The 26,345-nt window shown below is 50.5% G+C and carries 30 protein-coding genes, 2 pseudogenes, 1 riboswitch and 1 other annotated feature; of the genes and pseudogenes, 2 read left to right on the top strand and 30 right to left on the bottom strand.

Translation table 11 applies throughout. The features are described from left to right. Nucleotides 1–50: 50 nt before the first annotated feature. From tyrS to rhaD, 7 genes and pseudogenes are all read right to left on the bottom strand, one after another. Nucleotides 51–1,382: a tyrosine--tRNA ligase gene (gene tyrS, locus HMPREF0080_RS01605; protein WP_006789377.1), complete on the bottom strand. Its 1,332-nt coding sequence runs from the start codon at nt 1,380–1,382 to the stop codon at nt 51–53. A 67-nt stretch (nt 1,383–1,449) separates the two neighbouring features. Beyond that, complete coding sequence (locus tag HMPREF0080_RS09005; protein WP_083817898.1) at nt 1,450–2,049, bottom strand: GDSL-type esterase/lipase family protein; 600 nt, start codon at nt 2,047–2,049, stop codon at nt 1,450–1,452. A gap of 54 nt (nt 2,050–2,103) precedes the next feature. Beyond that, complete coding sequence (locus tag HMPREF0080_RS01595) at nt 2,104–3,579, bottom strand: tryptophan transporter (RefSeq protein WP_006789375.1); 1,476 nt, start codon at nt 3,577–3,579, stop codon at nt 2,104–2,106. A gap of 15 nt (nt 3,580–3,594) precedes the next feature. Beyond that, a pseudogene (locus HMPREF0080_RS01590) lies at nt 3,595–4,303 on the bottom strand (energy-coupling factor transporter transmembrane component T family protein). Next, entirely contained in the window at nt 4,297–5,115 is an 819-nt protein-coding gene (locus HMPREF0080_RS01585) for an energy-coupling factor ABC transporter ATP-binding protein (protein ID WP_040346803.1), read from the bottom strand. Before HMPREF0080_RS01585 ends, HMPREF0080_RS01590 begins: the two are co-directional and overlap by 7 nt. A 44-nt stretch (nt 5,116–5,159) precedes the next feature. After that, nucleotides 5,160–5,408 (bottom strand) — a binding site (T-box leader). Nucleotides 5,409–5,482: 74 nt separating this feature from the next. Beyond that, nucleotides 5,483–5,650: a DMT family transporter gene (locus HMPREF0080_RS11610; RefSeq protein ID WP_425358111.1), complete on the bottom strand. Its 168-nt coding sequence runs from the start codon at nt 5,648–5,650 to the stop codon at nt 5,483–5,485. Between the two features lie 25 nt (nt 5,651–5,675). Next, entirely contained in the window at nt 5,676–6,524 is an 849-nt protein-coding gene (rhaD, locus tag HMPREF0080_RS01580; protein WP_006789370.1) for a rhamnulose-1-phosphate aldolase, read from the bottom strand. A gap of 129 nt (nt 6,525–6,653) precedes the next feature. After that, a riboswitch (SAM riboswitch) is annotated at nt 6,654–6,745 on the top strand. Nucleotides 6,746–6,835: 90 nt separating this feature from the next. Between rhaD and HMPREF0080_RS01575 the strand changes: the two genes are divergently transcribed. Further along, complete coding sequence (locus HMPREF0080_RS01575) at nt 6,836–7,669, top strand: MetQ/NlpA family ABC transporter substrate-binding protein (RefSeq protein ID WP_006789369.1); 834 nt, start codon at nt 6,836–6,838, stop codon at nt 7,667–7,669. A gap of 103 nt (nt 7,670–7,772) precedes the next feature. Here HMPREF0080_RS01575 and HMPREF0080_RS01570 read toward each other — a convergent pair whose 3' ends face one another. The 8 genes from HMPREF0080_RS01570 to HMPREF0080_RS09840 form a co-directional block, all read right to left on the bottom strand. Next, nucleotides 7,773–8,249, bottom strand: a complete 477-nt coding sequence (locus tag HMPREF0080_RS01570; RefSeq protein WP_006789367.1) for an FMN-binding protein — start codon at nt 8,247–8,249, stop codon at nt 7,773–7,775. A 10-nt stretch (nt 8,250–8,259) separates the two neighbouring features. Continuing rightward, nucleotides 8,260–8,913, bottom strand: coding sequence for an ABC transporter ATP-binding protein (locus tag HMPREF0080_RS01565; RefSeq protein WP_006789366.1), 654 nt, complete (start codon nt 8,911–8,913; stop codon nt 8,260–8,262). A gap of 12 nt (nt 8,914–8,925) precedes the next feature. Further along, the gene (locus HMPREF0080_RS01560; RefSeq protein ID WP_006789365.1) at nt 8,926–10,071 is read right to left on the bottom strand and encodes an ABC transporter permease; all 1,146 of its coding nucleotides are present in this window, start codon (nt 10,069–10,071) and stop codon (nt 8,926–8,928) included. Between the two features lie 5 nt (nt 10,072–10,076). After that, nucleotides 10,077–11,351, bottom strand: coding sequence for an ABC transporter permease (locus HMPREF0080_RS01555; protein ID WP_006789364.1), 1,275 nt, complete (start codon nt 11,349–11,351; stop codon nt 10,077–10,079). Between the two features lie 14 nt (nt 11,352–11,365). Further along, nucleotides 11,366–12,625: a DUF2318 domain-containing protein gene (locus tag HMPREF0080_RS01550; RefSeq protein WP_040346801.1), complete on the bottom strand. Its 1,260-nt coding sequence runs from the start codon at nt 12,623–12,625 to the stop codon at nt 11,366–11,368. Between the two features lie 106 nt (nt 12,626–12,731). After that, a complete protein-coding gene (locus tag HMPREF0080_RS01545; protein ID WP_006789362.1) occupies nt 12,732–13,298 on the bottom strand; it encodes an iron transporter in 567 nt (188 codons plus the stop codon). 14 nt (nt 13,299–13,312) lie between these two features. Further along, a complete protein-coding gene (locus tag HMPREF0080_RS01540; protein ID WP_006789361.1) occupies nt 13,313–14,536 on the bottom strand; it encodes an FTR1 family iron permease in 1,224 nt (407 codons plus the stop codon). A 37-nt stretch (nt 14,537–14,573) separates the two neighbouring features. After that, entirely contained in the window at nt 14,574–14,753 is a 180-nt protein-coding gene (locus tag HMPREF0080_RS09840) for a hypothetical protein (RefSeq protein WP_172633464.1), read from the bottom strand. 300 nt (nt 14,754–15,053) lie between these two features. On the opposite strand from HMPREF0080_RS09840, the gene HMPREF0080_RS01535 reads away from it, so the two are divergent. Beyond that, nucleotides 15,054–15,260: a hypothetical protein gene (locus HMPREF0080_RS01535; RefSeq protein ID WP_040346798.1), complete on the top strand. Its 207-nt coding sequence runs from the start codon at nt 15,054–15,056 to the stop codon at nt 15,258–15,260. Nucleotides 15,261–15,306: 46 nt separating this feature from the next. Here HMPREF0080_RS01535 and HMPREF0080_RS01530 read toward each other — a convergent pair whose 3' ends face one another. The 15 genes and pseudogenes from HMPREF0080_RS01530 to HMPREF0080_RS01470 form a co-directional block, all read right to left on the bottom strand. Beyond that, nucleotides 15,307–15,708, bottom strand: a complete 402-nt coding sequence (locus HMPREF0080_RS01530) for an ExbD/TolR family protein (RefSeq protein WP_006789359.1) — start codon at nt 15,706–15,708, stop codon at nt 15,307–15,309. After that, on the bottom strand, nt 15,705–16,319 hold the full coding sequence (locus HMPREF0080_RS01525) for a MotA/TolQ/ExbB proton channel family protein (protein ID WP_006789358.1): 615 nt from the start codon (nt 16,317–16,319) through the stop codon (nt 15,705–15,707). Before HMPREF0080_RS01525 ends, HMPREF0080_RS01530 begins: the two co-directional genes overlap by 4 nt. 277 nt (nt 16,320–16,596) lie before the next feature. Continuing rightward, entirely contained in the window at nt 16,597–16,788 is a 192-nt protein-coding gene (locus HMPREF0080_RS09835; protein ID WP_156795274.1) for a hypothetical protein, read from the bottom strand. A gap of 350 nt (nt 16,789–17,138) precedes the next feature. Beyond that, complete coding sequence (yqeC, locus tag HMPREF0080_RS01520; RefSeq protein ID WP_006789355.1) at nt 17,139–17,918, bottom strand: selenium cofactor biosynthesis protein YqeC; 780 nt, start codon at nt 17,916–17,918, stop codon at nt 17,139–17,141. Between the two features lie 11 nt (nt 17,919–17,929). Beyond that, complete coding sequence (locus tag HMPREF0080_RS01515) at nt 17,930–18,742, bottom strand: FAD binding domain-containing protein (protein ID WP_006789354.1); 813 nt, start codon at nt 18,740–18,742, stop codon at nt 17,930–17,932. Then, nucleotides 18,726–19,463 carry a suppressor of fused domain protein gene (locus tag HMPREF0080_RS01510; RefSeq protein WP_006789353.1) on the bottom strand — a complete coding sequence of 246 codons (738 nt, stop codon included), beginning with the start codon at nt 19,461–19,463 and terminating at the stop codon, nt 18,726–18,728. The genes HMPREF0080_RS01515 and HMPREF0080_RS01510 overlap by 17 nt, the downstream gene beginning before the upstream one ends. Nucleotides 19,464–19,601: 138 nt before the next feature. Further along, nucleotides 19,602–20,540 (bottom strand): protein translocase subunit SecF, encoded by a 939-nt coding sequence (gene secF / locus HMPREF0080_RS01505; protein ID WP_006789352.1) that lies wholly within the window; start codon nt 20,538–20,540, stop codon nt 19,602–19,604. Beyond that, nucleotides 20,537–21,787, bottom strand: coding sequence for a protein translocase subunit SecD (gene secD, locus HMPREF0080_RS01500; RefSeq protein WP_245527187.1), 1,251 nt, complete (start codon nt 21,785–21,787; stop codon nt 20,537–20,539). Before secD ends, secF begins: the two co-directional genes overlap by 4 nt. A 32-nt stretch (nt 21,788–21,819) precedes the next feature. Beyond that, nucleotides 21,820–22,383, bottom strand: coding sequence for a 5-formyltetrahydrofolate cyclo-ligase (locus HMPREF0080_RS01495; protein WP_006789350.1), 564 nt, complete (start codon nt 22,381–22,383; stop codon nt 21,820–21,822). A gap of 14 nt (nt 22,384–22,397) precedes the next feature. Continuing rightward, on the bottom strand, nt 22,398–22,673 hold the full coding sequence (yajC, locus tag HMPREF0080_RS01490; protein WP_006789349.1) for a preprotein translocase subunit YajC: 276 nt from the start codon (nt 22,671–22,673) through the stop codon (nt 22,398–22,400). A 49-nt stretch (nt 22,674–22,722) separates the two neighbouring features. Then, a complete protein-coding gene (gene tgt, locus HMPREF0080_RS01485; RefSeq protein ID WP_006789348.1) occupies nt 22,723–23,829 on the bottom strand; it encodes a tRNA guanosine(34) transglycosylase Tgt in 1,107 nt (368 codons plus the stop codon). 9 nt (nt 23,830–23,838) lie between these two features. Beyond that, nucleotides 23,839–24,854, bottom strand: a pseudogene (queA, locus tag HMPREF0080_RS01480) (tRNA preQ1(34) S-adenosylmethionine ribosyltransferase-isomerase QueA). 14 nt (nt 24,855–24,868) lie between these two features. Continuing rightward, nucleotides 24,869–25,360 carry a hypothetical protein gene (locus HMPREF0080_RS10435; RefSeq protein ID WP_245527186.1) on the bottom strand — a complete coding sequence of 164 codons (492 nt, stop codon included), beginning with the start codon at nt 25,358–25,360 and terminating at the stop codon, nt 24,869–24,871. Next, a complete protein-coding gene (locus HMPREF0080_RS10430) occupies nt 25,330–26,112 on the bottom strand; it encodes a SpoIID/LytB domain-containing protein (RefSeq protein WP_006789344.1) in 783 nt (260 codons plus the stop codon). Before HMPREF0080_RS10430 ends, HMPREF0080_RS10435 begins: the two co-directional genes overlap by 31 nt. A gap of 17 nt (nt 26,113–26,129) precedes the next feature. Further along, on the bottom strand, nt 26,130–26,345 hold the full coding sequence (locus HMPREF0080_RS01470; protein ID WP_006789343.1) for a DUF2905 domain-containing protein: 216 nt from the start codon (nt 26,343–26,345) through the stop codon (nt 26,130–26,132).

The raw sequence follows: 26,345 nt of genomic DNA, 5'->3' as shown, positions 1-26,345 counted from the left end.
AAGTGTAACATATGTTTGACAAACCTACAAAAACATGAATCTGTCAAGCACTATTTCTCCGCTCTTTCACGCATGTATTTTTTCTCGCGCTCGCGTACGTCGAGTCTTCTACGCCGAGGTAGTCCACATTTCTCCACTTTTGCAAGCGTGTATTTTTTCTTGCCCCGGCGGATGATGACATATCGGCCGTCCGAGTTCTTGTGAGGCGTAACGACGGCGTTCAGTTCCGTCACCTTTATGCCGTTTACTGAAACCGCTCCGTTCTGCACATCTTCACGGGCCTGCCGTTTCGACCGGTAAATCGTCGCGTCGACGAGCCAGTCGATGATGTTCTTTGCTTCCGCACCGACCGTAACGGTGGGCATCTTGCCGAAAGCCTGTTCCAGCTCGCGTTTGCTCAGGTCGGCGATGTCGCCGTGATAAAGGGCTTCCGTAATATTTTCCGCTTCTTTCAATGCCGTATCGCCGTGTACGAATGCCGTGACCTCTTCGGCAAGACGGCGTTGAGCCAGGCGCTTTTCCGGTTCTTCCCGTACGGCTTCGGCAAGTGCGGCAATTTCGTCCTGATTGAGGAAGGTAAAGTATTTAAGGTACCGGACGACATCGGCATCTTCCTGATTGAGCCAGAATTGATAGAATTCAAAAGGCGATGTCTTTTCCGGATCGAGCCAGATCGCACCGCCGGCGGTCTTGCCGAACTTCGTGCCGTCCGCTTTAAGCATGAGCGGGATGGTCAGTCCGTACGCTTCCTGTTCGGCGCCTTCGATCTTATGAATCATATCGATACCCGACGTGATATTGCCCCACTGGTCGGCACCGCCAACCTGAAGCTGTACATCATAGTTCTTCAAAAGATGATGATAATCGATAGACTGAAGAATCTGATAGGAAAATTCCGTAAAGGAGATGCCCCCTTCCAGACGGCTGGAAACAACATCTTTAGCAAGCATGACATTGACACTGAAAAGTTTGCCGTAATCGCGGAGAAAGTCGAGAAGGTCTATCCGGGACAGCCAGTCATAGTTATTGACAATCGTAATATTCGTATCTTCGCCAAAAAGGCGGATAAACTGTTTCTTCAATTTTTCCGCGTTGGCATGAATCTGTTCCACCGTCTGGAGCTGCCGTTCCGTTTTACGGCCGCTCGGATCCCCGATAACGCCCGTACCGCCGCCGATGATAATATACGGATGATGTCCTGCCAGCTGAAAGCGCTTTAACATCATAAAGGGGATCAAGTGTCCGATATGCATGCTGTCACCGGTCGGATCAACGCCGCAATACAGGGATACGCTCTTTTTCTCCGTCAGCCTGCGTAATCCGGCTTCGTCAGTTATTTGGTTGATCGCGTCGCGCCAAGACAATTCATCAATAATATTCATGGCTCTCTCTCCTTTTTATATATGTAAATTTATTATATAAAGAAGCCTTCTCATCGTCAAATCGGATTTACCTTACCAGGTCCCGCAACACGTTCAGCGCCGTCGCGGCCATTATCTCATAGCCGCGGCGATTCGGATGCACACCGTCCGTATAATAGAGCCGATGATCCTGCATCGCCGCAAAAGACTCATAAAAATCAATGAACGACACAGTATTCACTCCGGCAAAAGCTGCCAGTTCCGTCCGATATGCACATAACGCCGTATCATGCCGTGCCGCTGCAGCGGCACTCTGCCAGCCGCAGGCGATGCTGTCCGGTGTAAGCGGCAGCGGCGATGCCGCAACAAAGAGTTTTCCCGCCGTGCCGACAGCCTCCCGGGCAGCCCGTACATTGCCCGTTATTTCATCCGGGGCAAGATCACGGAGAATATCGTTAGTACCGCCACAGAAAACATATATATCCGCTTTTTCACAGGATAATGCCCGATAGAGACGGGCAAGGATGTCCGCGCTTGTTTGGCCGCATATACCTTCATTAACCGCGGCAATCCCCAATTTTTCTCCGGCCTCTTTCACCCAGCTTGCGGTCGGCCCGTAAGGATAGCCGTACGTAAGACTGTCACCGAAGCAGGCGATAGATAACGCAGTCATGGTACTTAAATGCATCGCTCCTTTTTATATACAAGACAGTATTATAAACCAACGGACAAGACATGCCCCTTACCGGCATTGAAACTGCCGTAAATCTTTAACCGCCGCCTCGGCGGACAACCATGTGTGCGGCGGACGGAACCCGGCTTTTTCAAAATCAAGCTGACATGCGAATACCTGCGGTACTGCGCTCTTGCAAACGTCGTTATCATACATATAACGAAGTGTTGTTTCCAAATCTCCGTCACAAAGAATCCGGCCGCGTTCCAAAAGAACCAGACGGTTGGCATAAGGGATTACCGCCTCCAGGGAATGTTCAATAACGATAATCGTATGCCCGTGTTTAACGTTAAGGTCATGAACGAGTTCATAGAATTCATGGGTTCCTTCCGGGTCAAGCGCCGACGTGGGTTCATCAAAGACAAGAATTTCCGGATCGGTCGCCAGGACGCCCGCAATGACGAGACGCTGGCGCTGACCGCCGGAAAGATCGGAAATCCGGTGCGTCCGGTACGCGGAAAGGCCGACTTTTTTCAGCGACGTTTCGACAGCCGCTTCAATCTCATCGGCTGCCGTCCCCATGTTTTCCAGGCTGAAGGCAATTTCCTCTTCCACCGTCACGGCAACGAGCTGGCTGTCATAATCATCAAGCATCGTACCGACGCGGCTTGCCAAATCGGCAATAGTCGTCTGCGTCGTCGCCACGCCTTTAACAAAGACCATGCCCTTCATGACGCCGCCGAAATAATGGGGCACGGCGCCGGTCACGGACAGGCAGAGAGTGCTCTTGCCGCTGCCGCTCTCGCCGGTGACGACGAGAAAGTCACCCTTATGCACTGTCAGGTTGACATCCTGCAAAACGGGCGTTTTTTGTTTATTGTATATGTAGGAAAGATGTTCTACGGAAATAAGCGCATCCGATGCCGGGTTCAACTCATAATCACGGTGATCCGAAATATATTCTTTTTCTTCAGCGGAATCAAGAAAACCGCGCGAAGCAAAAAGACGGTATGCCGGAAAATACATGACCGGCGTAATGACACCGTTCAGCAGTCCGATAATGCCGACGAGAGGAAGCATCCCGGCAAAGTACACTTCATTCGGCAGATTTAAAACAAACTTCAAAATGGTAACGAAAGCGCCGCCGCTTATACAGGTGGCCAGAAACCCGCTCAATGCCGGCAAAAGAGAATAATCCCTGATTTTCAGGAACGACAGGTTGTTGACGATACAGGCACATGTAAGGGCGCCCAAGGGCTCGCTCACAAGATTACCGTAAGGAAATCCCGACTTCGACGTGAGCACATTGACAAGAGCCGCGACCAGACCGATGCCGAGCGCTTGCCGGTACGACGGCCCGGTCAGGCAAATGGCCACGCAATATGTGGCAATCGTCCAGTTCGGCGTAACGCCGGCAACGCTCGGTGAAACAAGGTGCAAAATAGTCCCGACGGCAAGAAGCAGGGTGGATACGGTAACCCAACGGAACTGCCCTCCCTGGCGATGATGAAATTCCAATTCACCGATATGTTCGACCGTTTTCATGACAATTCCCCTTTCTTAACCGGCAATGGACGAAATGAACGAGTAATCGGTCATCCGCCCGTATACTAAAGCAATGCTGACAGCAATCATCAGCAAAATAAGCGCATAGTCTTTTGCGCGAGGCGCCACATTACTCATAAAACTGTGTTCATTACTGCCGAACGCCCGCAATTCCAGGCTGAGAGCCATCGTTTCAGACCGGCCGAGAGACTTGAGCAGAAGCGGCTGAATAACGGTCATGTAGTTTTTCATCTTTTTGAAAATATTCCCCGACACGGAAAGACCGCGGCATCGGATGCGCTTCCTGCACGGCTTTGCTTTCGGCAATAAAATCAGGCACAAAACGCAGTGCCGCCGTAAACATAAAAGCATATTCATAAGGGATTTTAATCTGTTTGACGAGAGCTGCCGTTAAATCCTGAAGACGTGTCGTCGTTAAAAGAATAATAAAGACCACCGTCATGGCAAGCATACGCAACCCCGTCACATAAGCGGATTCGAGGGAGCCGCCGCCGAGAAGCTGAATAATGCCGAGAAACACGGCAAAAACGCAGAGACTGGCAAGAGCCTTGACGTTGCGGCGGAAGCTGCCGCACGCCGCCAGGATGACGACTTCCGCAACGACCAGGCCGATAAGCGTTCCGGGCGTGTTGAAGACGAGAGCCCAAAACGAGAAAGCTATCGTACCGATTAATTTAGTAACAGGAACGAGATTTTTTAACATATCTTATTACCTCCCGCATGACTTAACAAAGCCTCCCGAAAAGCGGCCATAGTCGGGCAGTACGGCAAGCCGGGTACAGCCATGGACAAGGTAACCGAAACGGGGCGACTGAGTCCGAGTTCATACAAATCGTCACGTTTTGTAAAAAGTTCTTCCGGCCCTCCGTCGAAGGCTTTCGTGCGATTGCCGATAACGATAACGCGACTGCAATATTCGGCAAGAATATCCATATCGTGAGTAATGAGCAGGATTGTGATCCCCTGCTTATTAAGAGCTTTAAGGAGTTCCATAAGCATTTTTTTATCCGCATTGTCCTGACCGCTTGTCGGCTCATCCAAAATAATATATCGCGTTTTCATCGCCAAGGCCGAAGCAATGGCAACGCGCTGTTTTTCACTGCGATTCAAATTGGGCGGGTACGCGTCGGCAAGCCCGGCAAGTCCCGTCGCAGCCATGGCCGTTTCCACCGCGATCTTTACGTCTGCCGCGGCATGACCTGCCTGCTCCGGTCCGTAAGCGATTTCTTTCGCTACAGTCGGCCGAAACATCTGCCGTTCCGGCCGCTGGAACACGTACCCGATCGATTTGCTCCGCCGGGCCGCTTTTTCTTCAGTTACGTCACGGCCGTCTATATAAACAAAACCGCCTGTCGGTTTTTCCAGGCCCATAAAAAGGCGTGTAACCGTCGTCTTACCCGAACCGTTACGGCCGCCGAGGCCGATAAATTCACCTTCCCGCACTTGTATATTCAAGTTTTCCAATACGGGAACGGCGTTATTGTAAGCAAAGCTTACATCTCTTAACTCAAGCATCTTTTCCCTCCACATAAATAAAAACCTTTCATCCCTATTATAACTATAGGGACGAAAGGTCATTACTCTTCCGCGGTACCACCCTTATTGGCTAGAAGCCCGGCTCCACATGTACGGCATCTGCGATACAAGTCTCTTTCATAACGGTGGAGATACACCGTCGCACCCTACTCGTCGCCTTTCAGGACGCATCTCGCGAATCCATTCCGCCTGTCGACTGTACCGACCTCTCACCGCCGTCGGCTCGCTGCAACCGTCTTTACAAACGTACTCGTTTCGTTCATCGACCGTTTCTTCAATTATGTATTTACTGTACAGGCTTTTCCCTTACTTGTCAATACGTAATGTCCTGTATTTCCTAAAAGATTTAAGGATACCATGCAGTATAAGTGACATTTAAAGGCAAGGGGGTCATAACGGCCGAGACTATATAAATAGCGATACTACAGCTTACAATAACGCCGACCGCCGGCCACGGCTTCGTATTGCCTTCAGGAGCTTTCATACACAGTGTGCCCGCCGGTTCAAAGGCAATAATACGGCCAACAACAGCTCTGCTTTCATATTTCTCCGGGGCAGTCCCGCCGCTCTTCTATAACGAGAGCCGCCTCATTCAGATGTAAATTATACATATCCGCCAAAGCGTTCAGATCGGCGGCGGTCACACTTTGACGCTTGCCGCCCATGGCAATAATCTCTCCGCAAATCTGAGCGGATTTTTCAAGGACATCCATGAGTCCGAACGTGTCGTCAAAATCATCACCGCAGACAAAGGTACCGTGATGGGCCCAGACAACAGCCCTGTAGCGCTTCATTTTTTCCAGCGTCGCCGCCGCGGCAGCCTCGCTGCCGGGGATTACCCACGGGACAATACCTATCCCTTCCGGGAAAACAAGCGGGTTTTCTATATCCATTTCCCACAGCTCACGGGTAAACCGGGCGTCATCTATGGGGAGAATAAACGTCAGCGCGATAAGATGCGCCGGATGGGCATGATAAATAACGCGATTTTTTTCGGCATCCTCCGTCTTCTTCAAAGCCGCCACAGCCAGGTGCGTCGGCAATTCACTTGTAGGCCGGCTTTTAATAAGTCCCCAGACGATCCGGTATGCGTCCCCGCGTCCGTTAAGCTCTATAATACCGACAGTATCGGTCGGTGCCGCTGCGATATTACGCATGCATTTACCGCTGCCGGTAAGAAGGATACAGTCGCCTGCCAACAGGGGAACCGCCGTTTTTACGGGAATCCACGGTGCGGCCGTATCAAACTGTGCCGAACACGCATTAATATCGGCGCCTGTCATTCTATAGCTTAAATTACCGCCGTTCCTTTCATGCCAGCCGCGCCGATCTCCGTCGGTCGCCAGCCGTATAAACGCCTTTACGAAAGACAGCTCTTCTATTCTCACGGAATTATTCCTCCTTTATTTTTCCCATAGAATACCACAGGGAGACCGGAACCGTCCATAAAAACCCTTCTCATATCTTGACAGAACCGCTTTCTATTCGCTACAATAGCACCAAGATAATTTCATATGCGTTTATCCAGAGCGGCGGAGGGACTGGCCCTATGAAACCCGGCAACCGTTAACACGGTGCTAATTCCTGCGGATTTTCCGAGAGATAATACACGGTCCCCTTCTCTTTCGGAAGGGGATTTTTTTACGGATATATCGCATAATCTTATTCTGATTTATATTTCTTAAAGGAGGACTTACCCATGCATTCATTCAAGAAACTCACAGGACTCACGGCAGCCGCGCTTCTCTTTGCGGCCGCACTCTTATCCGGCTGCGGCAGTTCCGCACCTGCCGGCGGTACGGAAGCAACGAAAAATACGGTTGTAACAGTTGCCGCCACGCCGGTCCCGCACAGTGAGATCTTAAACGAAATTAAACCGCTTCTCGCAAAAGAAGGAATCGACCTGAAGATTATCGAATTTACGGACTATGTAAAGCCGAATCTCGCCTTGACTGACAAAGAGGTGGACGCCACCTTCCATCAGCACATTCCGTTCCTTGAAAAATTCAATGCCGAACACGGCACAAAACTCATCTCGGCCGGCAAGATTCATGTCGAGCCGATGGGCGTATATTCGCATAAAATCAAAGAATTAAGCGAGTTGCCAAATAATGCCAAAGTTGCTATTCCCAACGATCCGTCCAATGGCGGCAGAGCGCTTCTTATCCTGCAATCCGCCGGACTTATTGAATTGAAAGACGGCGGCAATGTATCAAGTACGGTCCAGGATATCGTCAAAAATCCGAAGAACTTGCAATTCCTCGAACTGGAAGCGGCACAGATTCCCCGTTCCCTCGACGATACGGATATAGCCGTCATCAACACGAACTTCGCCCTGGAAGCGGGACTTAACCCGTTGAAGGACGCCCTCTTCTTAGAAGCGAAAGATTCGCCTTATGCCAATATTCTCGCCATTCGCAAGGGAGACGAAAACCGTCCGGAAATTCAAAAGCTCTTAAAAGCACTTCAATCTCCGGAAGTAAAGCAATTTATTGAAGACCACTATAAAGGGGCAATTCTGCCGTCATTTTAAATAATGTAAAAAACGGTGTACCGCATTTTTCAACGGTCTTTTCTCATACCTGAGAAGGCAGTGGATATCCACTGATATCCACTGCCTTCTCAGGTATATTTCTTTATTTGTTAGCCTCTTCCAAGTCTTTTTTCACTGCTTCAATGAACTGATGATAGTTAATGGTCGCACCGGAGATAGCGTCAACTTGAGCCAGTTTCTGTTTCTGCAAAAGCTGGTCCGCATACTTCTGCTGCGCTTCGAATGCAATTTTAGCTTTTTTCGCATTCGTCGGGTCTTTATCCTTCCCGTAGTCGGACGTTTTAGGCGTACCGTCCTTATCAATACCTTGATAATTAACGGCCGTAATCGTATGATCCTTAATCGTCAGGGAAATAACGGACTTACCGTGTACCTTATCTGCAGAACTTTCTGCCGTATACGTCCCGTCCTTAGTCTTTGACAAATCACAGTATGCCGCCGTCTCGCCCGGTTGCTGCGCTTGGCCTGCGGTATCAGTTTCATCATTGCCGCAACCGGTCATCAGTTGCAGCGCCGCAAACGCCGCTGCCGCAAAAATCGCATATTTACGTTTCGCCATGTCCCTCTCCTTACTCCGTTACCATATGGCCGTGTTCGATAACGATGCAGCGCTGCGCTTCCGCACCGACTTCAGGCGAATGAGTGACGGTAATAATCGTGTGCCCTTCATCATGAAGTTCACGGAAAATTTTCATAACCAATTTTTGGTTTGCTTCATCCAGGTTGCCGGTCGGTTCATCGGCCAACAGGACAACCGGGTAGTTGATCAGGGCTCTGGCAATGCACACACGCTGTTGTTCACCGCCCGAAAGCTGGCTCGGCAAATGATTGGCGCGATCCTTCAGACCGACGCGTTCCATCATTTCCATAGCTTCTTTTTTGTCCGGCATACTGTGATAATACTGGGCTACCATAACATTTTCAACAGCCGTCAAATACGGAATGAGGTGGAACTGCTGGAAAACCATGCCGATTTTACTGCGGCGCATTTCCGTCAGCTCCGCATCCGTACTGTTACGCAAGTCAATGCCGTCAAGAACAACCGAGCCGCCTGTAGCATGATCCATACAACCGATAATATTCATCAATGTCGTCTTCCCGGAACCGGAAGGACCCATGATGGCCACCCATTCTCCTTTTTCTACAGACATGGTGATATGCTGTAAGGCCATAACTTTGCCGTTATAAGCCATGGATACATCTTTCAATTCCAATAAACTCATGAAAATCCTCCCTTATTCACCGCGCAAAACGATTGCCGGATCGACACTCGTCGCTATCCGTACAGGAATAAGACTGGCCAGACCCGTAACTAAAACAGACAAGACAATAGATAAGACGACAACGGACGGTGAAAATTCGATAGCTCTGTTAAATACGTTCATGCTGACACTTTGGGCAAACACATACCCGCAAGCGCTGCCGAGAATGCCGCCGATAGCGCCGAGAACGCAACCTTCACCGAAAAATTCGACGACAATATTCTGATTGCTTGCGCCGAGAGCCTTTTTCAGGCCTATTTCCTTACGGCGCTCCGTAACAACGGCCATCATCGTCGTCGTCACACAAATCATCGTCAATAAGAGGACGACAATGGTAACAAGGAAAACGAGAACCTGCAATTTGCCGAGGACATTTTCTTCAGAACGGGCAATCTGCTGTACCGGCTGCGGTTGAATAGCGGGAGCGCCGGCTTTCAATTTCTGGATCAGGCCGTCAAGCTTATCCCCGTCGGCAACGATACTGATTTGAGCCAGGCTGACCTGATTCGGCTTTTCATCAATATCCTGCATCTCTTTCAAATTGATGAACGCAAACTGTTCTTCTTTACTGCCCGTAGCCACGATACCGGAGACTTTGAAATTGCGCATCGCCTTACCTTCGCCGGCGCTGATGCTGACATTTTGTCCTATGAGCTTGTCGGGATCACGGGAAATTTTTTTCGCCAGTTCCGCGCCGATGAGGACTTCCCGCTCCCCTTCCTGAGGCCATTGGCCCCGGACCTGCCAATACGAGCTGACCGCCCGGAGGGATTTAAAGTCCGTACCGCCCGTCATGACGGGCTGTTTGTTCACTTCCAATGTATCGTAAAGATACGGCGTGATACCGACGACTTCATTTCCCGCCAGAAGCGTCCGGACCTTTTCCACTTCACTTTCATCATACATCGCCTCATCACCGCTCGGCAAAATGAGAAGATTGGCCCCGTAAGCACGGAATTCGCGCCCCATTTGCCGCGGTACTTCACGATAAACCGTAACCATACCGGAAATAATTGTCGCACCGACGGCTACGGCCAGGAGAGCGACGAGCATACGCGTGTGTCTGCGCAGCAGGGCGTGTATAACCATTGTAAAAAACATTTTATATTTTTTTATCATACAAATCACCTGCCATGAAGAACACTTGCCGGCTGCAACGAAAGCAACATACGGATTGCGGGCAGACTGCCAAGCAAGAGAACAACCGTCATAAGGATCCCGACGACGGGAATAACAATAAGATTATTGGCAATGGCCGAGCCGAAAACGGTGACCCCGATGATCTGGGCAAAACCCATACCCACAAAGTAACCGATAATACCGCCGATGGCACCGGCAATAAGGGTTTCCGTTAAAATCATGACGATAACTTCATAATTTTTGGCCCCTAAGGCCTTCATCAAGCCGATCTCCCGACTTCGTTCCATCACGTTGGCACTGATCAAGTTGGAAACGCCGAGGGCCGCACTGAGAAGGCTCAACACGGTGATTAAAAGCATCAGCATCTGCGTCTTATCAAGAATTTTCCCTTCCGATTCGGCGATTTGCCGTACCGGGTGGGCGCTGGAGTTTTCTATGACTTCTTCAATCTGGAAAGCAATGGAGCTGACATAAGCCGTGCAATACCAGATTTCCCGCTCCGCCTGGGAAAGTCGTTCCGGATTGGCGGCAGCCTTACGGGCCAGTTCATTTTCCGGCGTCGTAATGGCGCTGACTTCAATTTCACTGACCTTACCGGGTAAATTCAAAGCTTGCTGAGCGACGGACAGGCTTGCCAGAACGGCATCATCCTCCGCACCGCCGCCGGAAACAATACCGGTAACGGTAAAGTTCCCCTGTGTGCCGTCGGCTTTTTGATAACTTACGGTGTCGCCGACCTTAACCTGCAGCGATTCGGCAAGCTTCTGCCCCACCAGGACCTGATCCGTTCCGTCGTTCGGCCAGCTGCCGTCGATCTGCCACCAGGACTTCATTTCTTCCACGCCTGTATCAAACGCTTCGCCCGTAGGCAATTGCATATGATAATTGAACCAGGTGCCGACAAGATTGACTGTCTTGCCGTTCACCGAAACGGTCCCGTCCAGCATAGGGGCGAAAGCGACGATATTATTCGTCCAGAAAATTGTTTTAATCTTCCCTAAATCGGATTCTTTCAAATATTCTTTATGTCCGCTCTCACTGCCGACGCCGTAAACATCGCTGAGAAGCGAAGCATTTTTCGGTGCCACCGTAATGTTGGCGCCGAAGGCTTTTAATTCCTGATTAACCTTGTCACCGACATCAAACATAACGTTCAGCATGGCCGATGCCAGAGACACGCCGAGGGCAACGGTCAGGGCTATCAGGAAGAACCGGCCGCGCTGACGTATGAGGGCACCTTTAACCATCAACCAAAACATAGGTTCACTCCTTTCTAGCGGAATACTTTGCGGTTAGCTTCCAGATCTTCAGCATTGACAATGAGCTTACCGCCTTCAATCGTATATTTGACGGGAATCGGGTTGCAGCCGCCTTTGCTGCCGATAGTCGCCTTATTCATAACGACATCGCACAACTTGCAGACGACTTGCCCGTCTTTTTCATAATAACCGGTAGGCCCGCAGATTTCGCAGGCATCGAGGCCGACACCGTATGCGGAGCCGCCTTTTAAGATAACGATAAAGCGAACGCCTTCACCGCCGGAAGCCCTGTACACGTACCGATGTAAATGCCCGTCCGCGAACTGCCCCAGATCAATTGAAACTTTACCGTTCACGGCACTCACCTGTACGGCAGGCACGATCTCTTCCTTATGCGTTGCATAAGACCAGCCGAAAGTGGAAAAGCAAGCCATGCAGCAAAGGCAGATCACCGTACCGACTCCCCAACGGCGTTTGGCCTTGGCGCCGGACACAATACGACGGTACTCCGCCGGATTGGTGCCTTCCGGCCGTTCCGGTTTCGGTTGTGAGAAAAGAGTGAGCGGCACAAAAAGAAGCGCCCCGTAAATAACAAAGACCAGCATGTCCTGATTGTTAATAATCGGCGCCATGATCTTGATGAGCGATCCGCTCGGCAAGAATTGGCGCGCCATAGCAACGCGGAGAATATAAATAATCTGTTCAATAAAAAGCGCCAGAATCTGAATGGCAAATACAAAAAGAAGCCGCTTATAACGGAGAGCCGCTGCCGCTTTATACGTGATGACGGCGCCGAGAAGCGCAAAAAGGAGGCCTGTAATAAAGCCGAGATTCACAATGAAAAAGTTTAAAGTAAAATACTTGCCGGACGCCCCGATAAATGACGTATACGGCATAAGCCACAGCTCCATACCGTGAAAAAGGATATTCATGACAGCCAAAATAAAGGCACTCGTCGCAACGACTTTATTCACCTTTTCCGACAAATTCTTACCGAAGAAAAGCATAATCAAAAGGATAATTTCGGCCACAACGGCAATCGTTATGGTCAGCGCCTCGAACCCTTCACGCGTAATGGCGTTCTTCGTGCCGACTTTGACGGCGACAAAGAAAAGGGAGAGCCAAAACCCCCAATAGATGGCCCGTTTTAATGTGTTTTTGTATTCCGGCAACTCAAGGCGCAAAAAGATAGCCAATAAAATCCCCAGCGGAACGGCAAGGGTCACGCCCTGCACCATGGCTGGAATGAACTGCAAAAGAAATGCCTGTAACATGTCGTACTCCTTTATATAGGAAAGAAAGTCCTGCAAACCGGTCGTAATAATGCCTCATTACGGTCCGGCCGGCAGGACTTTTTCCTTACGTTAGCTGATTGAGCGCTTACCAGTTACGAGGAACGTAGTTAAATGTCCAGTGGAGGACAACCGGTTCCTTCCAGAAGCGGCCTTCAACACCCGTTTCTTTATCTACGTGTAAGCCGTAATTCATGCGGTACGGGCTGTCGATCGTGAATTCACAATCATACGTACCGGCGCCGAGCATCTTGAGATTGGCACCGTAGTGCGGGCCGTCATCGGCATTCATCGGCATGAATACGCCTTCCATTGTTTCACCGGTTTCCTGCTTGGTGAATTTGTAATGAACTGTCAGGTAGGGAATCCATTCGCCTACACCGAAACCGGTATCATTGCCTTCGGTCGCATGAATATCCGTTTCCATGTGGAGGTCGGCTTTGTCCGGGCTGAGCATTACGCCTTCCGGTTCCATCTGTATCGGTTGGAAGTAAACTAAAGCAACATTGAAGTGCTGATCCTTCACTTCCTGTTCTTCGCCGATCGGGTATTCCTCAAATGCATACGTAGACTGACCGCCGAATGCAGCGAAAGAACCTGCCAACGCGCATACTGCCAATGCAACTTTCAACTTCTTAACTTTAGAACCAAACATAACAACATCTCCTTTTATGAATTTTGAGCAGACACATCAACATTTCGATTTTTTCTGCTTCTATAATAAACCATACCGACCGCCAACAAGATCATGAAACCTTGAGCACCGAGCGTTTCTACAGTCGGGTAAATGCCAAGGTAATCGATGGTCGGAATAATCGAACTTTCAATTACAGTCTGGCCGACTACACCCGCTTCCTGTAGTTCCGCAATGCCGCCGCCGGCAAAGCTTACCGCCAAAACATACATCAAGACGCTTGTAAAGATAAAGAAAGGCCGCAGGGGGATACGAAAAATTCCCCGCTGCATAAGGAAGAAAAAGACGGCCAGAGCAACACACCCTGCGCCGAAACCGGCCCAAATCAAATGTGTATCGCCGGACGAGTTATTAAACAATGCCTGATAAAAAAGAATTACTTCGGCTCCTTCACGGTATACGGCCAAAAAGGCAGCCATGCCGAGAGCTTTGGCATGTCCTGTCGTCATGGTCGTATGAATCATACTTTCAATATACTCTTTCCAGGCATTTTTATCGGATTTGGCGCCGAGCCACGCACTGGTGAAAAAGAGGACAACAACGGCAATAAGCGCCGTTACGCCTTCAATCAATTCACGGCTCGCGCCGATACCCGCTTCTTCATTCATAAGTGTACTGAACAGATATGCCGTAATGAAGCTGGCCACGATAGCCGCCAGGGAATAATTATAAACCGTTTTAAGATATTTCTCGTTGCTCGATTTGCGAAGATATGCAATAATCGCCAGAAGGACGAGCATCGCTTCGATGCCTTCACGTAAAAGGATAAGAAAAGCCGGGCCGAATGTCGCCCAACCGCCGCCGGCCGAACCCTTGTCTTCCAGTTTTTTCACATCTTCCATAACCATTTGGTTCAGTTTGTCCGCTTCGGCACGGACCTGATCCCCGTTATTCGGCTCACTCATTACCTTTTTGAGCTTACTGAACTGATATTCCGTGAGAGCCGCATCCTTAGCGGCCACACTGGAGCGGATAGCCGGTTCGAGGCCGTCTTTTTCATAAATACCGTAGTATGCATTATTAACGGCGGTCTTCGCGCCGTTCGAATCGCCGGAATTGTAAATATTCACGGCTTCGTTAATGGACTGTACCACGCGATTGCCGACTTGTTCCCAGCGCGGCGCAGCCTGAGAGCCGGGCACGGCGGCAAAAAACAGCACCGCTGCTGTAACCGCAACCAGCCACTTGCGTAATTTCATGAACAGGTCACTCCTTTAAGTGATGATAAATACCGTATTATTCTTTTTCCACTTTGGGCGGGGCATTGAAAGGTATGCTGATATTTTTGTACGCCGGAATGGGATTATCGTTTTCATCCGTAGCCGGCTTGAACAGCCATTTCATGGCATACTCTTCCGCCAACTTGTTAACCTTGGCCGATTCGGGATTCTTCCTGTCCCGAACGGGCGTCATCAATTTAACCTTCGTTACCTTGCCGTTCGTACCGACAAGAGACTGTACTGTAATATACCCCTTAAACTTAACGATGCCTTTGGGCGGATAAAAAGTTTTTTCCGTAATCGGCGGATTCCCCTTTTTCTGTCCTTTACCGCCGCCTTTTTTGCCGCTGTCCCGGCCGTTGCCCGACTTCGGTTCAGCCGTCTCCCCTTCGCTTGTCTTCTTGGCAATGGCATTATACGGGTCGCTTGCCGTTACAGGGCTTGTAATCGTTTCGGGAACGGGCGTTACAGGAGAAGGTTCGGGTGTAACCGGCTGTTGTTCTTCCGGTTTTTCTTCCTCTTTCTGTTCGTCCTGATCCTGCTGTTCCGGATCACCGCCGCCGCCGTCACCGTCCGTACCGTCTCCGGAAGCAAACTCTACCGTCGGTTCGGGGGCTTTGTCGGCCGCCTGTCCGTCAATCCAGGGAACGAGGAATCCGAAAATACCGATAAAGACAATGTGCAGTGCTACGGCAATTATTAATGCCTGTTTCCACTTTGATCTGAATCTCGTCGTTTCGCCTTCTTCACTACTTATCTACGGAAATGGAAATATGCTGGACCCCGGCGGCCTTCAGGGCATCCAACGCATAGGCAATATTTTCATACGGAGCTTTGCGATCGCCGCGCACGACAAATACGGCGTCGGGATCACCGGCAACCTTTGCTTTTATTTTTTCATCGAAGTCTTTTGTCGGCTTCGTATCCTGCTCATAAAGGATATCTCCGCTCGATGTGATGGTAATCATAACCGTATGGGGCTTCATATCATTTTCCGCCGATTGGCCGGCCGGCAGATTAACGCGAATGGCGTTGGCCTGAATCATGGAAATGCTGCTGATCATGAAGAATACCAATAAAAAAAGCATGATATCAATCATCGGTATAATAATGACAGCCGGCTGAGCAGTTATTCTGTGTTCCCGTCTCATCGTCTTTCACCGTTTTTGCCGCATTCGGCGAGAACCGCGGAAGACGCCTTGTCGAGAACCGAGAGTATTTCATCCAGACGTTGTGCCAGAAATGTATGAATAATAAGAGCCATAATGGCAACACAAAGGCCGGTCGCCGTCGCGATTAACGCTTCGCCTATGCCGCCCGTAATGGCCAGCGGTTCCCCCGCCTGCATACTGAACACGTTAAACGACGAGATCATGCCCGAAATCGTACCGAGCAGGCCCAGCAGCGGGGACAAGGTAACAATCATGCCCAGGTAATTAAGATGAGCGCGCAGATGCCCGGCCACTTCATTATAGGCCGTATCGAGCGCAAGCGTGACGTCGCCGCCGCGGAGAGCTTCCTTGATCCCGGCGGCGGCCAAAAAGGCGACAGCATTATCCGACTCTTCACAATCCTCCAGGGTCGACTCCCAGCCGTTGTTGCGCAACGCTATAGGAAGACGCGCCGAGAACTGTTCCATCCCCCTGCTCAGCCGACGATAAAAATTCAATCGCTCCGCCGCAATAGTCACGACACCGAGTGAGCACAGGACCAGCACATACATGATAAAGCCGCCCTTTTCAAATAATTCCAAGCCGTTCAAGGTATCACTCCTCTTGCTATGCCAAAAAGTAAAAGCGCGGGCACGTTCAGTACGCTTTACGTATATTGATGAAACTGATTTTTGTTATCGTATTGCTAGTTAAGTATAGCAAAGCCTATTTTAACTTGTCAAATAATGTCACAATTATAAATACCATATAAAACGCGAATGAATTTGTTACACATATCGCATACTACTTCTACGAAGGTACGCCGTGAGCAAGACAATACTGACTATGACTGAAGAATACAAGTATAAGACTATTTAACCGTACGGATTATGACCGCTTATCCCCTAAAGCCCCTGCCTGCCAATAACCGGGAATTTCCTTACGACCCGGCTGTTCGGCCGAAGCGGGCTTCCCCCCCCAAAGTTGATCATCAACCGCTTGAAAAACTAAATCACCGTACATTCCGGCTATGCGCTGTCCGCAGAAACACGATACGTTTTCCGTTCTTGAAACCAACACAGCGGAACGACTCTATTCTTTTGGTGATGTATGCTGCACGGCCCATGCATACAAGAATGGACTTTAGCTTCTAAAAAGCGCTTATATTTGCTGTTTTTTTTGTGACATTTTTATTTACGCTTGACACAGGTAAATACATATTAATAAATACCATTGACAAAAAAGGATATTGTCCTGCCCGTCCAATACTGCGGTAAAGCCTTCTTATCTTTTTTACGGGCATTCACGCCAATTCTCCGAAACGTTCCTCCGTTACATTATTCCTGAATACTTCTTCTATATCATGCATAAAAGGAAGGAATACCGCCTGTAAACCGGCTGTATTCCTCGTATTTTCGTTACCTTACGGTTCAGTTTTTATTGTCGCCGCATGAAATATACTGGCGGATAGTACAGGTTTCCTTATAGCCGTCAGCCAATACGATAACTTGCAAATCAAGGCCTTCCAATTCATCCAAAAGCGCCTCGGTCATGCGGTGCTGGACAGCATTATAACCGCTGCAGAAGAGGACTCTGCATGCCGACGCGCCGCGAAAGAGCCCGCGGGGGTGACTCAACAGTTTCGCCAGGAGAGCCGGTGTAACTACGGCGTCCATAGGACGATTCATAATAAGAGCCGCCTGTTCGGCTCCCTCGACCCGTTCTTCCGTAATGGATGAACCCAGCATTTGCAGGTTGACCACACCGATAACGGTATCACAATGCTGCGGCAGCGGCACGTCTTCAGCCAGAGGGGCTTTCAGCCATTTATGGTGAGCCATGTCCGCTTCGGCAATAATATACCAGGCAGGATGCCGTTCCCGTACGTAGTCGAGCATGTCCGGCTCCAGGCCTTCATAATTACCGTCCCCATCAACTGAACGGAACCAGCCGGGGGCGCGCCCTGCCGCTATTTTTTCTACACAGAAGGCTTCTCCCTTTTCTCTGTTTTCCGTGCAGATAATGTCGATTTGCCCGACATTGCCCAGCCACTCTGTATCGGCCGGAACGGTGGAACTCACCATAATCGGCAAATTCGCCCCCTGCCCGTATGTCACCAGCCGTTCGAGAACCGTCGTTTTACCGCCGGCTCCGACAATGGCCGTAATTCCCGGCTGCAAGAGCCGCAGCCAGCGCTTATCTTCCGCCATTTTCCGCCTCCTTATATCGCAGTATATCCCAACTTACCGAACTCTTCATAGACAAGCGGAAGCAATCGCTTCAACATGGCAACCGTCATTTCTTTTCGTTCCGTTTCCGATGCCGCTCCGAAATCGGCAAAATCCAACTCATCCCGTACCATGATCGCCACGTTATCCTTCGCTTTAATCCCTTTCTCATTCAATTCAGCCACTGCATTATGAGCAATTGCCGCTATTCCCGGCCGCCCGCCGACCACAATATTCCAGCCCCGGGAACTGAGTGAAACGGCTGCCACGAGAACGGGCTCATCAGACGGCAGCGGGCGCAGCACTTCATAGGATACGTGTATTTTTTCTTTTAAAATCCGTATTTCGCAAATGAGATCACGGACAGGCGGACAAAGCAAATAATTTTCCAGGCTCATTCTGCCGCGTCCTGCCAAAACGACGTCAACCGTCAATGTAAGCAGTACGGGCAGCAGGATTGAAAAAGGATATTTACCGCTCACAACACCGCCTGCCGTAGCTCTTTTCTTTACCGATTTGTCATAAATATCATGAAAACAGCAGTGCAGGCCTTTACACATTGATTCCACCGCCGCCGACTGTTCCAACGCCGCTAAAGCGGTCGTCGCCCCGATAACCAGTTCTTCCTCCTCGTCGCGTATATAATCAAGGCCCAGTTCAGACAAGGCGATAATACGACGTCCGGACGCGTCTTTTTTCCTTAACCCGCCGCCACCGGCGGCAAACACAGTATTTTCATCTTCCTTATACAGCGTTAACGCTTCTTCCGGCGTCGTCGGATACAGCACATCAAGTATTTTCGTCAACAGTCTCCCTTCTTCCTTCGGTCTGAGGTGCCGCGGCCGCATTGGGCCGTTCGGGGTTCACCAAAAAAGAACCGCCGTTACACCGTAAAATACGTTCTGTCAACTCATCGGGACCGACCGTCCCGTACAACTCTTTTTCTTCCGCATAGAGAGGCATGGGCATATATAATTGAATTATATTGCCGTCGGCCGTTTTTATTTCTCCGAGTTCGCCGTCAAATTGAATGATGACGGCACCGGAAAATTCTCCGGCATCGGAAAAGGTTTCACGGCTTTCTTCGGCCGGCAACATAAAACCGTAGGAAAGCCACATTTTATTCAAGTGGGAAAACCGGCCCAAATCGGTCAGAAGCCGCACGGGCCAAGGCTTCTTCTCCGTGCTGAAAAGGGCCGCCGAAGCCGGCAGGCACCAATCTTCCGAAAGCATCATATAGAGTTCGGCCAGAGCCGTATCGCCTTCTTTACCGCCTAAATAATCGGCCATGGAAAGAGAACTCATCCCGATCGTATACAGTAAGTAAAAAGGTTCGTCCGCCGTCGGATGAAGGACGGCTACATCCACGGCGACCGGTAATAACGTCCGGTCCTTATAAATTGTACGTTTGCGGCCGGGAAAAAGAGTTTCGAAATACGCAGTCATTTCACTGCCGTAATCATGTCGTTTTCCTTCCGCTTCGCCGCTACCCGTTCGGGGCAGGACGGACAGCATATAATCGCTCATAGCGGGTCTCCTCTGATTTTATTTATTATAACACAGTCCGGACGCCTGTTGTTATGAGATTTCATAATTATGATTTTTAACGAACGTATACAAAAAGCGCCTTACCGTAACGGGTAAGACGCTTTTTCGCATTTCCGATCAGACTTCGACGACTTCCGTTTCTTCCGCGTCACGGTTAACCGCGCCGGGGCCGCGTCTGCGGTCGGATCGGTTTTTCCAGACAACCCACAACGAGGTATCGACACAAATGGACGAATAGGCCCCGCTGACAAACCCGATGAGCATGACAAGCGAGAAGTTTTTCGTCGATTCGCCGCCGAAGAAATGGAGGGAACCGCAAGCAAGAAGCACCGTTGTCAAGGTATATATACTTCTGTGGATACTTTGGGAAATACTGTCTTCCGCCAATTGTTCGTATGTATCGGTTCTCCTGTGAGTTCGCGTATTTTCGCGAACACGGTCAAAAATAACTACCGCTTCATTCATGGAATACCCGACAACCGTGAGAATTGCCGCCAGGAAAGACGAGTCTATTTCCAACCGGAAAAAGGAAAATACGCCCAAAACCATAATAAGGTCGTGAAGAATGGAAACAATAGCGGAAATCGCTATTTTATATTCAAAACGGAAAGAGATGTATGCTGCCAGGGCCAGAAAAGCCACAGCCAGGCTCATGACCGCATTTTTCGTCACCTCCGCGCCGATAACGGCGCCGACCGATTCAGTACGCTTAATTTCCGCCCCGCCGAGCCGGGTATGGAGCTTATCGGCCAGCGACCCGCTTTCATCGCTGGAAAGATTGCGCATGCGAAGCATAACGTCCTGAGACGCCTCCTGATCCGTAACGCCGGAGAGCTGAATAACGCTGCTTTCCAAATTCATCCCCGTGCCGTCGACAACCTGACGGACTTCGGCAACCGTCACGGGACGGTTGAACCGCATATCCAATATGGTACCGCCCGTATAGTCGATACCGAAATTGAATCCATGGGTAAAAATGGAGAGTAAACTCGCGATGACAAGGATCGCGGACAGAGTGAACCACCATTTACGATGCTTTACAATGCTGAATTTCATGCCTGTCCCTCCTTTCCGCCATCTTTCTGTCCAACAGTTCTGTTTAACCCGTAGAAGCGGGGATTGACAAGGATCCCCGTGTTAATGAACCACGTAAGCAGGGAGCGGCTGACAAGAATGGCAGTGAACATGCTGACAACAATACCGAGCGCCAGGTTAACGGCAAAGCCGCGTACCGTGCCGGATCCCATGACGATGAGTACGACCGCCGCAATCATAACGGACACATTGGCATCGAGGATCGTACTGAAGGCGCGCTTAAACCCGGCCTGCATGGATGTACGCAGGCTCTTGCCGACAAGAACTTCTTCTTTAAAGCGTTCAAAAATAAGAATATTCGCATCGACGGCAAAACCCATGGAGAGGATAATCCCCGCAATACCGGGAAGTGTTAACGTTGCATCCAGATACTTGAGAATAGCAAGCAGGATCAGAACATAGACGAGGAGCGCCACATTGGCGACAATGCCGGACATGCGATAGACGACGACAAGGAAAATCATGATCAGAACAATGCCGATAGCAAAAGCACGTTCACTTTTTTCCTTCGAATCCTGTCCGAGGCTGGGGCCGATTGTCCGCACTTCGAGAACTTTGAGTTTAACCGGAAGAGCGCCGGAACGGAGCAAGATCGCGAGATTTTTCGCTTCTTCCAGGGACTGGCTGCCGGTGATCACCGCTTTGCCGCCTGTAATGGCTTCGTTGACGACAGGCGCCGTCAATACTTCCCCGTCCAGTGTGATGGAAATCTTATGGCCTACGTTGGCCGCCGTAAGATCGGCAAATTTCTGCGCTCCTTCGTCCGTAAATTCAATAGCGACAACATTTTTCTTACCGTTATCGATTTGTTCCTTTGCCGTTTTCAAGTCGCTGCCGGTCATCCGCGTAGTACCGGTTTCGTCTTTAAACTCCATAACGGCCGTTTTGCCGATGGTTTCGATAGCCTTTTCGGGATTTTTTTCGCCCGGCAGCTCGACGATAATGCGGCGCGAGCCTTCCTTTTGGACGATAGGTTCGGTCAGGCCCATTTCGTTAATGCGGCGTTCAACGATAGTAACGGCGCGGTTAACGGAATCATCCGTAACTGGCGAGTCCGGCGTATCCTGTGCTTCCAGGACGATATGCGTGCCGCCCTGCAGGTCAAGCCCCTGCTTTATCGATTCGGCCAGGGGCCGGATACATGTGGCAAAGACGCCGATAATGATGGCAACGGCGCCAAAAAATTTGATCATGTTTTTGAGACGCAACTACGCTCCCCCTCTCTGGGAATGTAACTTATTTATATGGTACTGATATATTCTTTTTCCGTCACAATGACGGAAACGGACACGTCATGCGCTTCGACAGGCACGCTATCTATGAGCTGAAAACCGTGTGCCACGGCCCAGACGATGTCCCCGCGGATGTTCTCCGCAAAGCGATCGTAAAATCCCGCCCCTCTGCCGAGGCGATGCCCCTGCCGGTCAAAGGCAAGCCCTGATACAATGAGCCAATCGAGCTGCCGCCTGTCACACACAGGCGCACCGCCGGCGGCGGTGCGGATACCGTAACGGCCGGATACAGCCGCGGCAAGCGAATATAGGCGAACCCCTTCCATCCGCCCTTCATCCAGACAGCGGGGAACATAGATTTCCTTGCCGTCCTTTACGGCCCGGTCAATAAAGGCATCCAGCGATACTTCTCCGGCCATATGGAGAAAGGCCATAATCCGTTTTGCCGTCTTATATTTTTCCGACTGCCACAGGGACCGGCAAATAACGGAGCTGCCTGCCGCGCATACGTCGGCAGGCAGAGAATGCAAAAGGCTGTTCATTTGTTTGCGAAGCACCTTTTTTTCTTCCATCACATAACTCCGGTTTACTGATTTTCTTCATTCTTGCTCAAGACCTGATTGATAGCCTGACGGGTAACTTTGATTTCCGTCTTTTCGGCAATCCGTACTGTCGCATGGTCCTCGTGCAACGAAACGATTGTACCGAAAATACCGCCGACTGTAATGATTTTTGCACCGGGCTTCAGACTTTCAAGCATTTCCTGACGGCGTTTTTGTTGCTTTTTCTGCGGCCGCCACAACATGAAATAAAAAATAACTACCATGAGAATAATCGGCCAGAACGCTTGCATCTGCTCCATAATGTCCACCTGTCTCACCTCCCGAAGGTAATGTCGTGTCCGTACCGGGTCAGCTGTCTCGATATCGGCTCCAAAAATTTTCGCGAAATGCGGCAAACGTTCCGTTTAATACGGATTCACGCATACGACGCATAAAATTTAGCAGGAAATACAAATTGTGAATACTTACAAGACGATATGCCAGGAGTTCTTCCGCTTTGAAAAGATGACGTATATAAGCACGCGTATAATTGCGGCACGTATAACAACCGCACGACTCTTCAAGGGGACCGAAATCCCGGGCATATCCGGCGTTACGCACATTAACCCTACCCGTACCCGTCATGGCCATGCCGTTACGGGCAACACGCGTCGGAAAAACGCAGTCAAACATATCTATGCCGCGGGCAACGCCTTCGATCAAACAGTCGGGCGTGCCGACACCCATGAGATACCGCGCCTTTTCACGGGGCAGGTACGGCACGGTTCCGTCTAATATATCATACATGATATCCTTTGATTCGCCAACACTCAATCCGCCGATTCCATACCCTTCAAAATTCATGGCTACCAGATCGGCGGCGCTTTTTTTGCGCAAGTCCTTATACATACCGCCCTGAACGATACCGAAAAGCCCCTGTGTGTCACTGCGGTGGCTGTCCAGGCAACGTCGTGCCCAGCGGCTCGTCCGTTCCGTAGAAAGGCGGGTGTATTCATAGTCCGACGGGTAGGGGATGCATTCGTCAAAAGTCATGGCAATATCCGCATTTAAAGCCATCTGAACGGTCATGGACACTTCCGGTGAAAGGAATTTTTCCGAACCGTCAATATGTGAACGGAAGGTAACTCCCTCCTCCGTAATCCTGCGCATCCGTCCCAGGCTGAATACCTGGAAACCGCCGCTATCCGTCAAAACGGCCCGTTTCCAATTCATAAAGCGATGTAAGCCGCCCGCTTCTCTGACCAGGTCCTCACCGGGCCGCAGGAAGAGATGATACGTATTACTCAAGATAACCTGCGCACCCATATCGTACAATTCCTCAGGCGTCAGGGTTTTGACCGTCGCCTGTGTGCCGACGGGCATAAACATGGGGGTCTTGAAAGTGCCGTGCGGTGTCCGCAAAAGCCCGGCCCTGGCACCGCCGCACTCGGCCTGTAACTCATACTCAATAACCACAGGTACCTCCTAGTGTATAAACATGGCGTCGCCGAAGCTGAAAAAACGATACTTTTCACGAACGGCCGTTTCATAAGCGCGCAGAATTTTTTCCCGTTTCGACATGGCGCTGACTAACATGAGCAGGGTTGATTCGGGAAGGTGAAAATTCGTTACAAGCGCGTCTACAACGCGAAACGTGTATCCGGGATAAATAAAGATGTCGGTCCGTCCTGCTCCGGCTTCGACACGGCCGTTTGAACCGGCGCTTTCCAGTGTTCGAATCGACGTCGTCCCGACCGCGATAACACGTCGCCCTTCATCTTTTGCCCTGTTCACTTTCGCCGCGGCTGCCGGCATAATGCTGTAAAATTCGCTGTGCATGACATGGTCTTCAATGTTTCTCCAACCGGCCGGAATGTACCGAGCCCTACATGCAAGGTGACAAATACCGTTTCCACACCTTTGGCGCGAATCCTGTCGAGCAGTGCCTCGGTAAAATGCAGGCCTGCCGTCGGCGCCGCGGCGGATCCCTTTTCGCGGGCATATACAGTCTGATAATCATCCGGGTTTTCAAGTTTTTCATGAATATACGGCGGCAACGGCATTTCACCGATACGTCCGATTATGTCGTCAAAAACGCCGGTGTATTTAAATTGCACTATGCGGCCGCCGAAATCGGTTCGTTTAAGGACGGTCCCCGTCAGGTCGTCGCCAAAAGAAATGACGGTTCCCGGCAAGGCTTTTTTACCCGGCTTAACAAGAACTTCCCACATATCTTCGCCGACAGGGGCCAGCAATAATACTTCCACCTTACCGCCTGTAGGCACCCGCGTCCCGTACAGGCGCGCCGGTATAACCCGGGAATCGTTAAAAACAAGCACATCGCCGGACTTAAGCGCATCGACGAGATCATAAAAACGAGCGTGTTCCACTTCCCCGCTTACGCGGTCATACAGCATGAGCCGAGCCGCATCACGCGGTTCGACAGGATGTTGGGCAATCAGTTCCTGCGGCAGTTCATATGAAAAGTCCGACAATTTCAAAATCAATCTACTCCTTAATACAACTTTGACAGACTCGTCCCCGTATAATAATGGGAGAGTATCTTTCTGTAAAACGCGGCGTCCTCACCGTGCTCCCTGGCCATCTGGTAGGCGCCGTACTGGCTCATACCGAGGCCATGGCCCCAGCCGAAACCGTAGATGGTAAGAGGAGTTCCCGCTTTTACGGGGAATACGTTGCTGCGGGCGGCCTTTGCCTTATCCGGATCGGGCGGATTGCCGTTGCCCTGATAGAAATCAAAAAGTGTACTCTTAGACCATGTCATGGACTGGAAAGAATTTCCCGTTATTTTCGCCTGACCGGCCGAACCGCTTACGGTCAGGGAGAGGACCCTGCCGGAAACACCGCGATCCGGCACGGCCATCGGCCGTTTTGCCAACGGTGTCAGTGTAATGGACTTAATCGCACCGACATTTTTACCCGCCGCTGCCAGAGCGGCGGCCAACCGTTCCGGCGTCACCGTAACGGACCATCTGTATTCGGGCATTTTATCGGCGCTGTCGGAAACGCCGCGTAGATAAGGTATTTTATTTCCCCAGACATTTTGGTGTGTTCCGTCCAGCCGCCGGCATTGGCACTGAAAAATGCCTCAATAGGCTTGCCGCCGTACGTAAGTATCTCGCCCCGCGTCGCTTTAACGGCTTTTAACACGGACGGCGCTTCACCGTTGACGCCGGCATAAGTTTGGCTGTTCGTGTCATCGGTCATATCAAAGCCGCGGCTCTTAAAATACCCTTTATGAGAAATCGCATAGGTCCGGGCCGCCACAGCCTGCGCCTTCAATGCTTCCATGCTCCATGACGGGGACATTTCCTTGCCCACAACGCCATAGAGATATTTTTCGACAGGAACGACATTGACGACGGTAAGTCCTTGCTTTTGCGGTGTTTTGATGACTTCCAAATCACCGCGATAGGAATATCCGTTGCTGATTTTCAAAGCGCCCCGCGCGTCCAAGGAGCGCAGAAGGACACTGCCGCCGGCTGCGGCACCGTCCACGGTTATTCCTTTATCGCCGTATGTTATATTGATATTTTTACGTGCCGGATATTTCTTCCATAAAGAGCCGTTTCTGTACACGCCCACACCAAAAGGGCCGGCAACGGCAACGGAAGTCTGGCCTTCACGAATGCCGATACGGACGACGGTATCAGGGGCCCCCGCGAGGACGCTTGCCGCCGGGCTCAGCAGGAAAAAGGCTGCCGCCCCCGCAGCGAGGATTTGTTTATACCGCTTCATTATTATTCCCTCCTCCCTTATCGCCGCAAAAAGACGGCGGCAACAAGTGATGCGACAATACTGATAACAACAGACGTGGCAACGGGAAAATAGAAGGTCGTATTTCCCCGTGTTATGCGTATATCGCCCGGAAGACTACCGAGGAAACGGCTTATACCCGTATGATCCGCCACATGGTATATAACGCCGGCGGCAATGCAAATCAATCCGATAAAAATCAACAGTTTTGCCAT

Source organism: Megasphaera geminata F0357, from assembly GCF_000239275.1.
GTDB classification, from domain to species: Bacteria; Bacillota; Negativicutes; order Veillonellales; family Megasphaeraceae; genus Megasphaera; species Megasphaera geminata.
This window is presented reverse-complemented; position numbering and strand designations above follow the sequence as displayed.

What these genes read in the sequence shown, in the direction of transcription:
- tyrS (WP_006789377.1), bottom strand. Translation starts at nt 1,382, where the DNA reads ATGAATATTATTGATGAATTGTCTTGGCGCGACGCGATCAACCAAATA.
- HMPREF0080_RS09005 (WP_083817898.1), bottom strand. Translation starts at nt 2,049, where the DNA reads ATGCATTTAAGTACCATGACTGCGTTATCTATCGCCTGCTTCGGTGAC.
- HMPREF0080_RS01595 (WP_006789375.1), bottom strand. Translation starts at nt 3,579, where the DNA reads ATGAAAACGGTCGAACATATCGGTGAATTGGAATTTCATCATCGCCAG.
- HMPREF0080_RS01585 (WP_040346803.1), bottom strand. Translation starts at nt 5,115, where the DNA reads ATGCTTGAGTTAAGAGATGTAAGCTTTGCTTACAATAACGCCGTTCCC.
- HMPREF0080_RS01575 (WP_006789369.1), top strand. Translation starts at nt 6,836, where the DNA reads ATGCATTCATTCAAGAAACTCACAGGACTCACGGCAGCCGCGCTTCTC.
- HMPREF0080_RS01570 (WP_006789367.1), bottom strand. Translation starts at nt 8,249, where the DNA reads ATGGCGAAACGTAAATATGCGATTTTTGCGGCAGCGGCGTTTGCGGCG.
- HMPREF0080_RS01565 (WP_006789366.1), bottom strand. Translation starts at nt 8,913, where the DNA reads ATGAGTTTATTGGAATTGAAAGATGTATCCATGGCTTATAACGGCAAA.
- HMPREF0080_RS01560 (WP_006789365.1), bottom strand. Translation starts at nt 10,071, where the DNA reads ATGATAAAAAAATATAAAATGTTTTTTACAATGGTTATACACGCCCTG.
- HMPREF0080_RS01555 (WP_006789364.1), bottom strand. Translation starts at nt 11,351, where the DNA reads ATGTTTTGGTTGATGGTTAAAGGTGCCCTCATACGTCAGCGCGGCCGG.
- HMPREF0080_RS01550 (WP_040346801.1), bottom strand. Translation starts at nt 12,625, where the DNA reads ATGTTACAGGCATTTCTTTTGCAGTTCATTCCAGCCATGGTGCAGGGC.
- HMPREF0080_RS01545 (WP_006789362.1), bottom strand. Translation starts at nt 13,298, where the DNA reads ATGTTTGGTTCTAAAGTTAAGAAGTTGAAAGTTGCATTGGCAGTATGC.
- HMPREF0080_RS01540 (WP_006789361.1), bottom strand. Translation starts at nt 14,536, where the DNA reads ATGAAATTACGCAAGTGGCTGGTTGCGGTTACAGCAGCGGTGCTGTTT.
- HMPREF0080_RS01530 (WP_006789359.1), bottom strand. Translation starts at nt 15,708, where the DNA reads ATGAGACGGGAACACAGAATAACTGCTCAGCCGGCTGTCATTATTATA.
- yqeC (WP_006789355.1), bottom strand. Translation starts at nt 17,918, where the DNA reads ATGGCGGAAGATAAGCGCTGGCTGCGGCTCTTGCAGCCGGGAATTACG.
- HMPREF0080_RS01510 (WP_006789353.1), bottom strand. Translation starts at nt 19,463, where the DNA reads ATGAGCGATTATATGCTGTCCGTCCTGCCCCGAACGGGTAGCGGCGAA.
- secF (WP_006789352.1), bottom strand. Translation starts at nt 20,540, where the DNA reads ATGAAATTCAGCATTGTAAAGCATCGTAAATGGTGGTTCACTCTGTCC.
- HMPREF0080_RS01495 (WP_006789350.1), bottom strand. Translation starts at nt 22,383, where the DNA reads ATGGAAGAAAAAAAGGTGCTTCGCAAACAAATGAACAGCCTTTTGCAT.
- yajC (WP_006789349.1), bottom strand. Translation starts at nt 22,673, where the DNA reads ATGGAGCAGATGCAAGCGTTCTGGCCGATTATTCTCATGGTAGTTATT.
- HMPREF0080_RS10435 (WP_245527186.1), bottom strand. Translation starts at nt 25,360, where the DNA reads ATGCCCGAATACAGATGGTCCGTTACGGTGACGCCGGAACGGTTGGCC.
- HMPREF0080_RS10430 (WP_006789344.1), bottom strand. Translation starts at nt 26,112, where the DNA reads ATGAAGCGGTATAAACAAATCCTCGCTGCGGGGGCGGCAGCCTTTTTC.
- HMPREF0080_RS01470 (WP_006789343.1), bottom strand. Translation starts at nt 26,345, where the DNA reads ATGGCAAAACTGTTGATTTTTATCGGATTGATTTGCATTGCCGCCGGC.